We start from the raw sequence: 14525 nt of genomic DNA, 5'->3' as shown, positions 1-14525 counted from the left end.
TCGCCGAGGCGCTGCTGGAATACGAGACGCTGACGGGCCCGGAGATTCACAAGGCCATGAAGGGCGAGCCGATCCATCGCGGCGATGACGATGACGAGACTCCGGCGCCGACGGCGCCCTCGGTCACCGCCATCCCCAAGACCAAGAAGCCCAAGTCGCGCCCCGGCGACGACACGGGCGGGATGGAGCCGGACCCCACCTGACGCCTCCCCTCCGGAGACGACGACGCGCCCCGAGGTGACCATGCCTCGGGGCGTTTCGCGGTCCGGCCCCGCCCCCCGGGCCCGGCCCGGGCGCAGACGGGGCGGGAAGTCACGCCCGTCGGGCCCCGCAGGCCCGTCGCGGCGCGCTGGCGGTCTTGGCTGCCGGGCTTCGCGGACTCGGCGGCGGGCTTCGAGCTTGGCGAGCAGGCGGATGAGGCGGCGCTGTTGGTCCGTGAGTGGTGGACGATCACGCATGGGTCAGTTCCTGGATCTCTGGCGCGGTGCGTTGGTGCTTGGTTGCGCTGATGGTGTGTCGATTGGTTGGTGCTCTTGAGGGTCGTGCTGGCGGCGGATGCCGAGGGCGCAGGCTTTGCATTGGACGTCGTGCGGGGTCCATTGGGTGCGGTTGGCAATGTAGCGGGCGCCTTGGGTTGGGTAGTGCTGGCGGAGCAGGGCGATCTCGTCTGCGGTCCAGCGGCGTTGGGTGCTGGTTGGCAGGCCAAGCTCTTTGCGCTTTTTGTGGATGTTGGTGGGGTGAATCTTGAGCTTTTGGCTGAGTTGGGTGGAGCTGAGGTGTTGGTTGTCGTAGAGGGCTTGGAGGTTTTGCGGGGTCCATAGGGTTTTGCGGCGCCGAAGCAGGCCGAGCATCCAGCGACGGCGCTCGATGGCTTCTGCGGAGTGGCGTCCCATGGCTTTGGCAATGGCGTTGTCGCTGAGGCCTTGGTGGAATAGCCGCTTGAGCTCGATGTCTTCTGCGGGGGTCCAGTGGGCTCCGTATCGGTTTGGCGTGGCCATGGGGGCTTGATGTCGCGGGGTTGCGTGGTGTCAGGAGAGGGCGAAGGGTGGGACGACGCCGGCTTTGTAGCGGCGACCGACACGGCGGTAATAGCCTTGGGTGCGGGTGGTGCTCTCGGCGGCGATGGCAACCATGGAGCATGAGAAGAAGGTCAAGAAGGGCGCAGATCCCGAGGGTAACGTGATCCGTGAGGATCAATTTCTGGAGGAGTACCGCAAGCGCTATCGGATCATGTCGCCGGGTGGCGCGCCTTGGGCCGCCCGACTGACGGGGCTTGGGTTCTTGTGGTTCTTGGGTGCGTCTCCTGCGGCGGCGCTGGTCAACCTGACGCAGACGCCGTTGGTGGCGCTGCCGCAGTTGGCGGGTGAGCACGGGTTCCGGAAGTCGAGCGCGGCCTTGACAAAGGCGATGGGCGAGACGCTGGCGGCGCGGCGCAAGTGGGGCGCGCGCTCGGACTATGGCGCCTGGCGCAGCCTGAGCGAGGAGGACCGGGCGATGCTGCAATGGGCGCATGAAACGGGGGCGATTGATGCGACCAACGTGCATTCCCTTCAGGACATGTATCAGGATAAGGCGCGGATGAAGACGTCCAAATGAGGACCGGCGCGATCTTGGCTTCGGCCTGGATCTGTTTGCCTGTTTCGATCGCCGGCCTGGAGAAAGCCGCTCGGGTACCGGGCTTAGAGCAAGTATTCAGACCCCGTCTCGACTGAATGGTGAGCGCGCCATTTGAGGGACCATGACATACCCGTGGGTTTGGGATGCCAAGCCCGCTACTGTGTCCGGATCATTGCCACACCAGTGTGGCTCGGGTACTGACCTCATGCCGACGTCTTCCCGATCCCGAGCTGCCGTGGCGTGGTCCTAGTGCGTCCTATTCCGGCGTATACCCGATCCTGACCCACGGGATCGCTTTTAATCGTAGGTATGGCGTAGAGAGCATGAGGCGAGTATTGCCGAGGCCGCCCATCACTTAAGTATTGGCACGACCTCGGTGAAGCGCGCCTGTGCGTCTTAACCCTAAGCTTGGATCACTTTTGCACCGAACGCTTAATCAAACAGCTCACTGTGTGAGCCCAAGCGGGCTAATCTGAGAGTCTCGTGATCCGGCTTCTTGTAGACCAGCAGGAGATCTGGCTTGAGGTGGCACTCCCTGTATCCAGACCAATTGCCCGTCAGATCGTGGTCTCGGTAACGCGGCGCCAGGGGCTGATCAGTGGCTAATGCTAGAAGAACAGCTTCCAACACCCCGTCCGGCACTGCGCGAGAGGGCCCATTGCGCTCGCGTTTGTAGTCACGCTTGAAGGCTGAGGAGCGCTTAATCGTCCTCACGCAGATCCGCCATCAGTGCTTCAACACTGTTGAACGGCTTGCCTTGATCCGCCTCCAGCTCAGCGATTGCTTGCTGTGTGGTGGCGTTCGGCACCTTGATCTCGAATGGGAAGCGCTTGTCTTTGGCAACCCGGACTAGAAGCAGCCGGATCGCGTCAGACATCGACAGTCCCATCGCCTCGAGGGCCTCAGAGGCTTCGGCTTTGACTTGCTGGTCGACGCGTGCGCGCACAACGGTGTCAGAGGGCATACGAGTGTTCGCTTTGATTGATGTAGCTACATCGTAGCATAGGGCGGCCAATCAGCAGGGGTGGGTACCCACGGGAACCGCGTACCCGCGTGGACATGGCCTTCCACCCGCTCTTCTGTTTGATCATCGCCATGCCCGTGGGTCCGGATACTGGCCTCATACAGGCGGCTTCCCGATCCCAAGTTGTATTGACGCGACCCCGGTGCTTCCTATTCCGGCGGATACCCGATTCTGACATTCGGTACCCCACGGGGAGCGCCGGTATTCATCGGCTCTCAAGCCCAGTGCTCATGCTCTCAGGACCCGTCGTTGCTGGGCTGATGACTCGTCATCGTATGGCAGGTCATACCGAAGTTCGGGCCACCGTACGCTCGGGGGATGTGGACGCTATCGGGCAGCTTCCGCTGTAAGGTCTTCCGTTCGCATTGGGTTTTTGGGTCAGCCTACCGACCTCATTGTCCTGGATGTCCGCAAGGAGCTGGCCGATGTCCTTGCTGAATTCCTCTGGATGGAGAAGGTAGTAGAAGCTGCTCTTCTCTGGCATCGAGTGTGCTAAGGCCTTTCGGATCTGTTGCTCAATGTCAAGGTCAGGCGCCTGCGCGAGCGGGATCGCGTCGCGGCGCCGGGTCGTGGCGAGACTGCGTACGATCTCGCGACGGCCGTCAAAGGCGGCGCGCACGGCACTCGGCAGACGGCGACGATAGTAGTAGATTCCAGAGCGGTTGCGACGCAGGTAAAGCGTGCTTGGCATGCGTGTGGACCACCGTTGTGGACCACCAGCCATGATCGCTGCTGTCGGCCTGATTTCACCGGATAAAGGTGAATGGGCTCAAACTCTTAGAGATGGTGCCGAGGAGAGGACTTGAACCTCCACCTGGTTTCCCAGACATGGACCTGAACCATGCGCGTCTACCAATTCCGCCACCTCGGCAGGGGTGCGGTGTCGACGGTTGCGACCGCGACAAGCCAACAAGCTTAGTGAGACAGAAGGGGCTTGTCAACGGTAGACTAGTCAAATCATTCGACGCAGCAAGAGTACAGCGTGGCACGACGAAAAAAGGCTCAATCCGCCCGGGACCTCGATCCACATCGGCAACGGGAAGCAAAGAAGTACGACAACCCGATTCCCAGTCGTGAATTCATCCTCGAAAGGTTGACCGAGCATGGTGCGCCTGCCTCCTTCGATGAGGTGGCCTCCCTGGTCGGGTTGACCGATGAGCCAGACCTCATCGCACTGGAGCGCCGTCTCGGGGCCATGGTGCGCGATGGCCAGCTCCTGAGGAATCGCCGTGACGCCTTCTGCTTGGTCAATAAGCGTGACCTGGTGGCTGGCCGTGTGATCGGCCATCCGGACGGCTTCGGCTTCGTCAAGCCCGATGATGGTGGCGACGATCTCTATCTCTATCCGAAGGAGATGCGCGCGCTCTTCCACGGCGACCGCATCGTCGCACGGGTGACCGGTAAGGATCGCCGCGGTCGGCTCGAAGGGGCCGTCGTCGAGATCCTCGAGCGCAGCACCACGAGCGTGGTCGGTCGGCTCTACTCGGAGAGCGGTGTCGGCTTCGTGGTGCCGGACAACAAGCGTCTGACCCACGATGTGATCATTCCGAGCGATCGCCTCGGCGGTGCCGAGCAGGGCCAGATCGTGGTCGCCGAGATCACGGATCAGCCAACCAGACGCACCCAGCCGATCGGCCGGGTGGCTGAGGTGTTGGGTGAGCACATGGCGGCCGGGATGGAGACCGATATCTCGATCCGCGCCCATGACCTGCCGGTGCACTGGCCGCCCGAGGTCGAGCAGGCGATCACGGCCTTCGGCGAAGAGGTGCCGGAGGCAGCAAAGACCGGGCGCACCGATCTGCGCGAGCTGCCACTGGTGACCATCGATGGAGCTGATGCGCGCGACTTCGATGACGCCGTCTACTGCGAGCGCAAGCCCAAGGGTTGGAAGTTGCTCGTCTGTATCGCCGATGTCTCCGCCTATGTGACGCCCGATAGCGCCCTGGATAAGGAGGGCTTCGAGCGCGGTAACTCGGTCTACTTCCCGGATCGGGTGATCCCGATGCTGCCGGAGGTGCTCTCCAACGGCCTGTGCTCATTGAATCCGAAGGTCGACCGGCTCTGCATGGCCTGTGAGCTCTACGTGAGTCGCGAGGGCAAGGTGACGCGTACGCGCTTCTTCGAGGCCGTGATGCGCTCGCATGCGCGCCTGACCTATGACCAGGTTGCAGCGATGCTAGTCGAAGAGGACACCGAGCTCAGTGAGCAATACGCGGATCTCTTGCCGCATCTGCATGAGCTGTACGCGATGTACCAGGCGCTGCTCGAGGCACGCGCGGCTCGGGGTGCGATCGACTTTGATACCGTTGAGACCAAGTTCGTGATCGATGAGGGCGGGCGGATCTCGAGCATCGAGCCAACGGTGCGCAACGATGCCCATCGCATCATCGAGGAATGCATGCTGGCGGCGAACGTGGCCGCTGCGCGGCTATTCCAACGCAAGAAGATGCCGGCGCTCTATCGCATCCATGAGACGCCAAAGGAGGAGAAGCTCTCCGACCTGCGCGACTTTCTCGCCGAGCTGGGCCTGAACCTGCCGGGCGGCAACAAGCCGACGGCCAAGGACTATGGCACGCTGCTCGATGCGGTGCGGGGGCGCCCGGATTTCCACCTGATCCAGACCGTGCTGCTGCGCTCGATGCAGCAGGCGATGTACAGCTCGGATAACGTCGGTCACTTTGGCCTGGCCTATGACGCCTACACCCACTTCACCTCGCCGATCCGCCGCTATCCGGACCTCATCGTCCACCGCATCATCAAGCACATCCTTGCCGGTGGCACCGCGGCCGATCTCGAGTACTCGAAGCCAGAGCTGCAGCAGGTGGGCGAGCATTGCTCGGGCACCGAGCGGCGCGCTGATGAGGCGACGCGCGACGTTGAGCATTGGCTCAAGTGTGAGTTCATGCGCGATAAGCTGGGCGAGGAGTTCGATGGCACCATCACCAGCGTGCAGGGCTTTGGGTTGTTCGTCGAGCTCGATGGCGTCTATGTCGACGGACTGGTGCACATTACCGCGCTCGATAACGACTACTATCACTTCGACCCGGTCGGCCACCGGCTAACTGGCGAGCGTACGGGTCAGGTCTATCGGCTCGGTGATCGGCTGCGGGTCAAGGTGGCAGCGGTGAATCTCGAGGATCGCAAGATCGACTTCGTGCTGGCCAAGCCGATTGCCGAGGCTGCACCAAAGCGGCGCTCGCGCTCGCGGCGGCGCAAGAAGCCAGCGGCCTGAGCCGGACCTGCGCGATGAGCAGCCCGTCGGACACCGCAGCGACGGTGGGAATCAACAGTGTTCGCAGCGCGCTCAAGTTTGGCGCCGAGGGCGTGGCTGAGCTCTGGCTCGACCGAGGTCGTCGCGACCGCCGTCTGGCGGAGCTGGCCACTTTGGCCCGCGAGTCAGGCATTGGCGTACGGCAGGTCGCTCGCGACGAGCTCGATCGCGCCGCGCTGGGTGGCAATCATCAGGGCGCACTGGCCTGGGTGCGGATGCCAGCGGCGCTCACCGAACAGGACCTTGATCGCCTGCTTGATGCCAGTGAGGCCAGTGAGCAACCGCCGCTGCTGTTGGTGCTCGATGGTGTGACCGATCCGCACAACTTGGGCGCTTGTCTGCGCACTGCCGATGGTGCTGGGGCGACCGCGGTGATCGCACCCAAGGACAAGGCGGTTGGACTGACGCCGATTGTGCTGAAGGTGGCGAGTGGGGCTGCCGAGTCGGTGCCGTTCATCCAGGTCACGAATCTGGCGCGAGCCCTGGATCTGCTCAAGGCCCGGGGTGTCTGGCTGGTCGGGCTGGCGGATGCGGCCCCGGCGACCCTGTTCGAGACCGATCTCTCGGGGCCAACCGCATTGGTGCTTGGCAGCGAGGGACGGGGCCTGCGCCGCCTGACCCAAGAGCGCTGTGATCTGCTCGCGTCCTTGCCGATGTGTGGCCGCGTTGAGAGCCTCAACGTCTCGGTGGCCGCCGGCATCTGTCTCTATGAGGTTGTCAGGCGACGGCTCGCAGCATAGCTTCGATCACTGTTGCTTGGGGCTTTCATCGGCCGGCGTCTCGTCGGGGGTCGTAGGGCTCGCTTGCTGGGATATCGAGCTGTTGCCAAGCAGCGCGATCAGCAGCATCAGGATGATACCCAGCCAGATACCACCTGCCACGGGCCACTGTCGCAAACCGCGCTCTGAATCCGTCTCTGGGCGGGCGAAGACCTTCTCGAAGCCTCGGACCGCAGCGTTGGTGACACGCACCCGTGCGGCGTCAATCGGTTGCCAGACTGACTGCCACCCAGCAACCGCGAGCCGATTGATGGGCTGGGCTAGCACGATCAGGTCCCCCGGCGGAATGAGTCCGATCACCGGTCGCAGCCAGTCCGGATTGCGCCATGCGCCAATGGCGACCATTCCGGCGAAGGCGAAGCCAAGCAGGATGGGCAGCCAGCCGCTGAGCCAGCTCACGGGCTTGCCGAGCACGAAGGGGAACAGCAGCACAAGGGCGATCAGAAGCGTCCAGGCCGCTCCTGGCCACAGATAGCTTGCCTGGTCGCTTCCCGCAGGATGCGGCTGCGCGCGCACGCAGGCCCAGATGAAGCGGGCCATCAAAAGGCTGGTGGCGACGCTACCAACGACCACGGCGGCTGCCACCCAGGGCCACTCGGCCGCGTTGAAGACCGGCTTCAGCTCATACTTGGCGACCGCGCCGCTGGTCAGAGGCGCCCCAGCGAGGGCGAGCGCGAGCAGAATCAGGCCGGCCAGGACCAACGGCTGTACCATCAGAGGTGCCGCCTGTTTGCGCAGGCCGACGCCAAGGAACAGGCCGCCTTTGACCAATCCATGTTGTGCCGCGTACAGGCCGATCGCGGCGACGCCGATGGGCGCGAGCGCAGGCTCCATCAGCACCAGACCCAGGCTCAACATCAGCAGTCCCATTTTGCTGATGCTGGAGTAGGCCAGGATCACCTTGGGGTCCGATTGCACTAGTCCGGTCGGTAGCGCATAGAACAGCGTCAGCAGCCCGCCAGCCGCGAACAGTCCACCCCAGTCTGGCAGGGCGGTTGCTCCGACCGGCAGGAAACGCAGCCAGCCCAGCATGGCCACCTTGATCATGGCGCCGCTGAGCAATGCGCTGGCGGGTATCGGCGCGGCGGGATGGGCGAGCGGTAGCCAGAGGTGCAGCGGCACCAAGCCGGCCTTCACCCCCAGCCCGATCACCAGCAGCGCGATGGGCAATCCACTGAGCTGGGTGAGATCCTCAGGCGTCGGCAGCGTCGTGCCGGTCTGCTGCGCGATGAAGACCAGCGCCGCGAACAGACTGATCTCACCGACGAGGGCCATGATCAGGTAGACCTTGCCGGCGCGCAACGCGGTCGGGCTGCCGTCGTGGATCACCAATCCATAGGCGGCGAGGCCCATGATCGCAAAGCCCGCATAGAAGCTGAACAGGTCTTGACCAACGATGAGCCAGAGGTTGCCCGCCATGGCGAGCAGGAAGATGGTGCGAAAACGTCCGGCATGGGCGGTGCCGCGGAACGTGAACGCGGTGTAGAGGCCAGCGGCGAGCCAGAGGATGGCCGTGAATAGGAGGTAGACGCGGGCGAGTGCATCGAGGCCGAGCGAGGTGCCCAGGAAGAGCCAGGGCAGATCGAGCCGGGTATCGAGAGGCAGCGTGAAGACCGCGACCAGTGCTGGTAAAGGTCCCAGCATCGGGAGGCTCCAGCGCAGACCCTTAGGTTGGCTCCCAGGCGATGCGTTTGTCTTTGTGTGGGCGGCCTGGGCCGGGGCCTGGGCAGGGGTTGGCGACGATTGCCACCGGCTGCTATTCAAGGCCGCCGCGGGCCAAGCAAGCAGCAATGGCCAAACCCAGGCCAGTAACAGCAGCCAGGGGCTCATCCGGTGGCCTTCGTGCTGGGGCTGACAAAGCTATCGAGGCCGGCCAACATCGCAAATAGCAGTACGGCGATGATGCCGATCCAGAGTGCACCTGCAACCGGCCATTGACGTAATTGGCGCTCCGAATCGGTCTCTGGGGCGTCGAAGATCGCGCTGAAGCCTCCTTGCAGTTGGTCACTGATCCGTTTGCTCGACTTGAGCGTCGGTGCGAGCAGACGCTTGCCGGCGCGAGTGACGAGGTCGCCTGCCGGTCTCAGAAGCACCAGGACATCTCCCGCCGGGATCAGGCCGATCAACGGACGCAGCCAAGACGGGTTGGCCCAGGCCGCGGTGGCGATCAGGGAGGCAATGACAAGTCCAATCGAGACCGGGATCGCGTTCGTGGTCCAGCTCGAGGCTGGGCCCAGCGCGAACGGGAAGACCAACACCAGCACAACGATGACGCTCCAGGCAAACGCTGACCAACGCCATTGAGGCGTTGCCTCTTGTGGCTGCAGACCGAATGCGATCCAGAAGAAGCGCGCCATCAGTAGGGTTGTAGCGACCGACGCGACCAACATGGCTGCGGGTAGCCAGGGCCAAGGTGACGCGTTCAAGAGCGGTTTCATCAGGTACTTGCTCAGCGCGCCGCTGGTGAAGGGCGTGCTGGCAAGGGCTAAGGCGAGCAATGCGAGCCCGCAGAGGATGGCTGTGGCGACCCAGGTCCCTCGCGCCGAGTCTTGGCGCAAGCCGATGCCAAGAAAGAGGCCACCTTTGACCAAGGCATGATAGGCCGCGAATAGGGTCAAGGCGGCGATGCCAGCCGGTGCCAGCGACGGTTGCATCAGGATCAATCCGAGCAGCAGCACTGCCAGTCCCATCTTGCTGATGCTCGAGTAGCCGAGCAACGCTTTGGCGTCGGACTGAACGAGCCCGATCGGAAGCGCATAGAAGAATGAGATCAAGCCCAGCACCGCAATCACGGCGCCAAGCTCGGGCAGGGCGGTGCTACCAAGGGGCAAGAAGCGCAGCCAGCCGAGCAGGGCGACCTTGATCATGGCGCTGCTTAGGACTGCGCTTGCCGGGGTTGGTGCTTGGGCATAAGCGGTTGGTAGCCAGAGGTGCAGGGGTACCAAGCCCGCCTTGACGCCAAGCCCGATCACCGTCAAGGACACTGCAAGGCCGTCGATGGCCGCCAGATCCGCTGCCGATGGGGTGACGGTCCCGGTCTGCTGGGCAATCAGGACAAAGGCCGCGAACAGGCAAACCTCGCCGAGCAGGGTCATGATCAGATAGACCCGACCGGCCTGCAGCGCTGCGGGGCGGTCGACATGGATGATCAGTCCATAGCAGGCAAGGCCCATGAGGGCAAATCCAGCATAAAAGCTGAATAGATCCTGCCCAAAGATCAGCCAGAGGTTGCCGGCCATCGCCATCAGGTAGAGGGCGTGGAACCGCCAGGCACGCTCGGCGCAGCGGATTTGTTGGGCCGCATAGATGCCAGCGGCGAGCCAGAGGATGGCAGAGAACAGCAGGAAGATGCGGCTGGTTTCATCCAGGCCGAGCTGGGTTCCTAAGAACAGCCAGGGCAGATCCAAGGTCGAGCCGATGGGGACCAGCCAGGCGGCAGCAAGCGCTGGGAGCGTGCCGATCACCACCAGACTCGCGCGCCATGTCGGCAAGCGCCTCGAGGTTGGCGGTTGATCCCAGCGTTGTCCCTCACCGCTGATGAGTCTCGGTAGATAGCTCGATGCCAGCAGCAGCGGCCAGATCCAGGCGAGCATTAGCCAATCGGTCATGACAACGCCTCAGAGTCCATACTCGCGCCGGGCGATCAGGGTGGCCCATTCCAACGGGCTGAAGGGTGCTGCTGCCAGCAGTCCGGCAATGAGGCAAAGGGCGGCGGTGATCACCGGTGGCCAGAGCAGCGCGCCCATGGTCTCAAAGCGACCCTCGAACACATGCTCTTTGGGCCAAGTGTCGGGTGGCGCTCGGAACCAGGCCTTGTACAGGATGGGCAAGAAGTAGGCGGCGTTGAGCAAGGTACTAGCGGCCAGCACCAGCAGCACCCAATGCTCGCCAGCCTCGACCGCGCCGAGTCCCAAGTACCACTTGCTGACGAAGCCAGCGATGGGCGGAATGCCGATCATGCCGAGCGCGCCGACCGTGAAGGCGAGTGTTGTCCAGGGCATGCGCCGGCCGACGCCATCCATCTCACTGACCTTGTGCACGCCGAGGGTCTCGGCATAGTTGCCAGCGCAGAAGAATAGCGTGATCTTCATGATGCCCTGGTGCACGAGATGGACGACGCCACCGATGGTTGCGACCGGCCCGAGAATCGAGGCGCCCAACGCGATGTAGGACACCTGACTGACCGTTGAGTACGCGAGCCGCTTCTTCAACCCATCTTGGGTGAGGGCCATCACGGAGCCATAGACGATGGTGATCGAGGCGAAGACGCCGAGGATGGTCAACAACCCGAGCTGGGAGGCGAATTCGACGCCGTAGACATCGTAGACGACGCGCACAATGCCGAAGGCGCCGGCCTTGACCACGGCGACCGCATGCAGCAGTGAGCTGACCGGGGCCGGCGCCACCATCGACTGCGGCAGCCACCCATGCAGCGGCACCAATGCGGCCTTGACGCCGAGTCCGAGCAGCAGGAAGAGGAAGATGCCGATCAGTTGTGGATGCAGTGAGCTCGGCATGCCGCTGAGCACGCCGCCCTCTACAAAATCGACCGGCCCGGTCAGCGAGCGCAGCCAGACCGCACCGATCAGCAATGCAACACCGCCGCCCATGGTGTAGGCGAGATAGATCTTGGCGCCGCGGGTGGCATCAGGGGTGCCACGATGCGCGACCAGTGGATAGGTGGCTAACGTGAGGATCTCGTAGAAGATGACAAAGGTCAGCAGATTACCGGCCAGCGCGATACCAACGGTGGCGGATACACAGAGGCTGAAGAAGCCGAAGAACCGGCTCCGGTTGGGCGAGTGCTCCAGATAACCGATCGCATAGATCGTGGTGACCAACCAGAGCACCGTGGATAGGGTGACGAACAGGACCGAGAGGGCGTCGGCATGCAGCACCAGATCCAGTCCTGGCGCAATGGTCACTCGGGTCTCAAAGACCCCGCCTAGGAAGACCCCCCAGATCAGCACAGCCACCAAGACCAGCTTGATGACGGCGCCGGTCATGTTGAGGACAGAGCGCAGGATATGGCTCTCTTCCTTGACCACGAAGATCAGGGCGCCAGGGAGAAGCGAGCTCAGCACGATGGCGCCGGGCAGCAGAGCGGTCCAGGTCAGCAGCTGACTCATGCCTGAGCTCCTTCGAATCCGAGCAGTGACCAAACCGGCCCTGCCGCGAGTCCGAGCAGTGCGACCGAGGCGAGCGCCAAGAGCAATGTCGGGATCTCGGCGCGGGCATCGGTGACGAAGCGCTGTGGCGTTGGCTCGAGGCCAAAGGCGCGGCTGAGCACGCGGAAGATGTAGGCCGCGGCGAGCAGGGTGCCAGTGCTGATGACGATCAGCCACCACCACTGGCCGGTCTCGAAGGCACTACGCATCATGACCCACTTCGCGATGAAGCTGCCGCTGGGTGGCAGCCCAATCAACGCGGAGCCCGCCAACGCGATACTGAAGGTGGTCGCGGGCATGCTTTGCGCGGCCCCCCCCAGCTCGTCGATGCGATCATGTCCAGCCTTCTTCTGGACGAGGCCCGCGGCGAGAAAGAATCCAGCCTTGGCGAAGCCGTGGGTGATCGCCATCAGCACGCAGGCGGCGAAGAGGTCATCGCGCGCCGGGCCGGGCGGCATCGCCTGCAGCAAGGGGAAGAACAGGAACAGATAGCCGATCTGGGCCACGGTCGAGTAGGCGGCGAGCAGCTTTAGCCGCTCGGCCCGCAAAGCACGCCAGGAGCCCCAGACGATGGCGCCGGCTCCGAGCGCACCGATCACAAAGGCGGCTCCAGCATCGGTGACGACCGCAAAGGGTCCGGTCCAGAGCATGAGGACCAGATAGAACGCGGTCTTGACCACTAGCGCCGAGAGTGCCGCGCTGACTGGGGCTGGTGCATTTGCGTGGGCCGGCGGCAGCCAGAAATGGAACGGAAAGAGGGCTGCTTTGAGCGCCAGCCCGGTGATCATCAGTACCAGAGCGGTGCCGGTCAGGACCGAGGGCTGGATGCGCTCGCTGAGCAGGCTGATATCAAGCGTGCCATAGGCGGTGTAGACCAGTGCGACGCCGAGCAGATAGGTCATCGAGCCCAGCAAACCGACCAACAGGTAGCGCAGGTTGGCCTCGATCGCAGCTCGGCTGCCGGTCAAAGCGCCCAAGGCGGCGGCACTGAGACCGAGCAGCTCGAGCATCACATAGAGATTGAACAGGTCGGCGGCCAAGAAGACGCCGTTTATCGCTGCCCAGAGCAGCAGCCAAAGCGGCCAGAAATGAACGGCTCTCTCGCTGCCGGCGAAATAACCGAGTGCATAGAGGCTGATGCCAAGGCTGACGAGGCTGGTCATCGCCAGCAGGGACATGGATAGCCCATCTGCGGCAAGCCCAATGCCAAGCGGGATGCCCCAGCCACCCAGCACAACGCTGAGATCGCCTCCCAGCCAGACCTGGCCGGTCAGCCAGACGCCGCTAACGCTGGTGAGCACAGCGGTAAGCAGACCGATCAAGGGCGCCTTGCGTGGCAGCGCTGTTGCGAGCAGGGCGCCAAGGAGCGGCAGGGCGATCGGCAGGAACAGACTGTCGGTCGTCATGATAGGCAATTCACCGGCTGCGATCTACTTCTTGATCGGCGTCCTCGAGACGGCTGTTCATGGCCAATGCCAAGGCGGTTGCGCTTACCGCAACCACGATTCCGGTCAGCACCAGCGCATGCGGCACAGGATCGGGTGGAGCGCCATCGCTGCGGTGGGCGACAGCGATGAAGACGTGAAAGACGCCACCGCCCATGATGTTCAGCGCGATCAGCTTGCGCAGCAGTGGTGCGTGCACGAGCAGAGACCAGAGTCCGAGTGCGAACAATAGAATGCCCGCGCCGCCATAGAGAAATTGCTCGGTCACGAGCCTGACTCCGCTGAGGCTGACTGCGGCCGACCACCGACGTAGGCCGCGGCTAAGGTCGTCCCGATGGCGATGGTCGCGGCCGTCTCAATGAGCAGGATCAGCCATTTCGCTTGTCCGGGAGGATAGGTCAGGAATCCAAAGCCGGTGACTGCGAGGAGCAGACCGACGAGGGTGAAGATGCCAGCGCCGAGCACGATCAGCCAGCGCTGCCAGGCCTCGCTCGGGAGTCCCGCGTTGGCGTTACCTGCAAGGCGCGTGACGACGCCAGCGGCGCCGAGCAGGGCACCGGCCTGGAAGGCGCCTCCAGGGGCGTGTCCACCAACCCAGAGCAGATAGCCACCGGTGAGGATTGCAAGTGGCACCACGATGCTCACCATTGTGCAGAGCGCTGGCCCGGCGCGCTGGAAGCCGGGCCGTGGTGGCCCGAGCGACCAGATGCCGAGCAGTGCGGTCAGGAGCACGCCCAGCTCGAGCAGCGTGTCATAGGCGCGGTAGTTGAGCAGCACCGCCGTGACCGGGTTGCTGACGCCACTTTCTGGCAGATGCTCAAGCGCCAGTGTGCCGAGGCGGTGGCCTGGCTCCATCGCCAAGGTGCTGTAGAAGACCCAGAGCAGCAGCAGTCCCAAGAGCCCAACCAGGATGCCGATGAGCAACGAGAGATCGCGGTTCATGACTGGTCTTCGCCATTCAGAGACTGGCGGCAAGCGGCGCGGCGCGCTGCTGCCAACATCAAGGCGCCCCCAAGACCAGCACCGATCGCCGCCTCTGCAAGGGCGACATCCGGTGCACTCAGGCGCGCCCAGACCAGCGACAACCAGAGTCCGAAGGCGATGAAGAGCATCACCGCGCGGCGTGGCTCAGGGCTGAGGATCGCGGCTGCCGCCAGCGCCAACAGCGTGGTTAGCAGAACCAGGTCGAAGACGACTAGGATTGGACTCATGGGATTGAAC

Annotated in this window: 15 protein-coding genes and 1 tRNA gene; 4 read left to right on the top strand and 12 right to left on the bottom strand. The window is 63.6% G+C overall.

Features of this window, described 5'->3' with window-relative positions:
- On the top strand, positions 1 to 203 hold a 203-nt coding region (locus tag ACY693_RS00950; RefSeq protein ID WP_462319950.1), incomplete at its 5' end, for a hypothetical protein.
- 258 nt (positions 204 to 461) lie between these two features.
- Here the strand turns inward: ACY693_RS00950 and ACY693_RS00945 are convergent.
- Positions 462 to 998, bottom strand: a complete 537-nt coding sequence (locus tag ACY693_RS00945; protein WP_462319949.1) for an SANT/Myb-like DNA-binding domain-containing protein — start codon at positions 996 to 998, stop codon at positions 462 to 464.
- Between the two features lie 133 nt (positions 999 to 1131).
- Between ACY693_RS00945 and ACY693_RS00940 the strand changes: the two genes are divergently transcribed.
- The gene (locus ACY693_RS00940) at positions 1132 to 1596 is read left to right on the top strand and encodes a PLxRFG domain-containing protein (protein WP_462319948.1); all 465 of its coding nucleotides are present in this window, start codon (positions 1132 to 1134) and stop codon (positions 1594 to 1596) included.
- A 453-nt stretch (positions 1597 to 2049) separates the two neighbouring features.
- Here the strand turns inward: ACY693_RS00940 and ACY693_RS00935 are convergent, their stop codons facing one another.
- The 4 genes from ACY693_RS00935 to ACY693_RS00920 form a co-directional block, all read right to left on the bottom strand.
- Positions 2050 to 2331 (bottom strand): type II toxin-antitoxin system YafQ family toxin, encoded by a 282-nt coding sequence (locus ACY693_RS00935; protein ID WP_462319947.1) that lies wholly within the window; start codon positions 2329 to 2331, stop codon positions 2050 to 2052.
- On the bottom strand, positions 2318 to 2581 hold the full coding sequence (locus tag ACY693_RS00930) for a type II toxin-antitoxin system RelB/DinJ family antitoxin (RefSeq protein WP_462319946.1): 264 nt from the start codon (positions 2579 to 2581) through the stop codon (positions 2318 to 2320). The genes ACY693_RS00935 and ACY693_RS00930 overlap by 14 nt, the downstream gene beginning before the upstream one ends.
- Before the next feature lie 343 nt (positions 2582 to 2924).
- Positions 2925 to 3332 carry a DUF6538 domain-containing protein gene (locus tag ACY693_RS00925; RefSeq protein ID WP_462319945.1) on the bottom strand — a complete coding sequence of 136 codons (408 nt, stop codon included), beginning with the start codon at positions 3330 to 3332 and terminating at the stop codon, positions 2925 to 2927.
- A gap of 93 nt (positions 3333 to 3425) precedes the next feature.
- A tRNA-Leu gene (locus ACY693_RS00920) sits at positions 3426 to 3512 on the bottom strand.
- Positions 3513 to 3623: 111 nt separating this feature from the next.
- On the opposite strand from ACY693_RS00920, the gene rnr reads away from it, so the two are divergent.
- Complete coding sequence (gene rnr / locus ACY693_RS00915; RefSeq protein WP_462319944.1) at positions 3624 to 5873, top strand: ribonuclease R; 2250 nt, start codon at positions 3624 to 3626, stop codon at positions 5871 to 5873.
- 14 nt (positions 5874 to 5887) lie between these two features.
- Positions 5888 to 6652, top strand: a complete 765-nt coding sequence (rlmB, locus tag ACY693_RS00910) for a 23S rRNA (guanosine(2251)-2'-O)-methyltransferase RlmB (protein WP_462319943.1) — start codon at positions 5888 to 5890, stop codon at positions 6650 to 6652.
- 6 nt (positions 6653 to 6658) lie between these two features.
- On the opposite strand, the gene ACY693_RS00905 is transcribed toward rlmB, so the two are convergent.
- From ACY693_RS00905 to ACY693_RS00875, 7 genes are all read right to left on the bottom strand, one after another.
- Entirely contained in the window at positions 6659 to 8335 is a 1677-nt protein-coding gene (locus ACY693_RS00905; protein ID WP_462319942.1) for a complex I subunit 5 family protein, read from the bottom strand.
- A gap of 182 nt (positions 8336 to 8517) precedes the next feature.
- A complete protein-coding gene (locus ACY693_RS00900; protein WP_462319941.1) occupies positions 8518 to 10299 on the bottom strand; it encodes a complex I subunit 5 family protein in 1782 nt (593 codons plus the stop codon).
- A gap of 9 nt (positions 10300 to 10308) precedes the next feature.
- Positions 10309 to 11820: a proton-conducting transporter transmembrane domain-containing protein gene (locus tag ACY693_RS00895; RefSeq protein WP_462319940.1), complete on the bottom strand. Its 1512-nt coding sequence runs from the start codon at positions 11818 to 11820 to the stop codon at positions 10309 to 10311.
- Positions 11817 to 13265: a complex I subunit 5 family protein gene (locus ACY693_RS00890; protein ID WP_462319939.1), complete on the bottom strand. Its 1449-nt coding sequence runs from the start codon at positions 13263 to 13265 to the stop codon at positions 11817 to 11819. The genes ACY693_RS00895 and ACY693_RS00890 overlap by 4 nt, the downstream gene beginning before the upstream one ends.
- Positions 13266 to 13275: 10 nt before the next feature.
- Positions 13276 to 13572: a cation:proton antiporter subunit C gene (locus ACY693_RS00885; RefSeq protein WP_462319938.1), complete on the bottom strand. Its 297-nt coding sequence runs from the start codon at positions 13570 to 13572 to the stop codon at positions 13276 to 13278.
- On the bottom strand, positions 13569 to 14246 hold the full coding sequence (locus ACY693_RS00880; RefSeq protein ID WP_462319937.1) for an MnhB domain-containing protein: 678 nt from the start codon (positions 14244 to 14246) through the stop codon (positions 13569 to 13571). The genes ACY693_RS00885 and ACY693_RS00880 overlap by 4 nt, the downstream gene beginning before the upstream one ends.
- On the bottom strand, positions 14243 to 14515 hold the full coding sequence (locus ACY693_RS00875; RefSeq protein ID WP_462319936.1) for a Na(+)/H(+) antiporter subunit B: 273 nt from the start codon (positions 14513 to 14515) through the stop codon (positions 14243 to 14245). The genes ACY693_RS00880 and ACY693_RS00875 overlap by 4 nt, the downstream gene beginning before the upstream one ends.
- Between the last annotated feature and the right edge of the window lie 10 nt (positions 14516 to 14525).

This window comes from Halochromatium sp. (assembly GCF_054919635.1).
The sequence above is the reverse complement of the archived record's forward strand: the minus strand, read 5'-3'. Positions and strand labels throughout refer to the sequence as shown.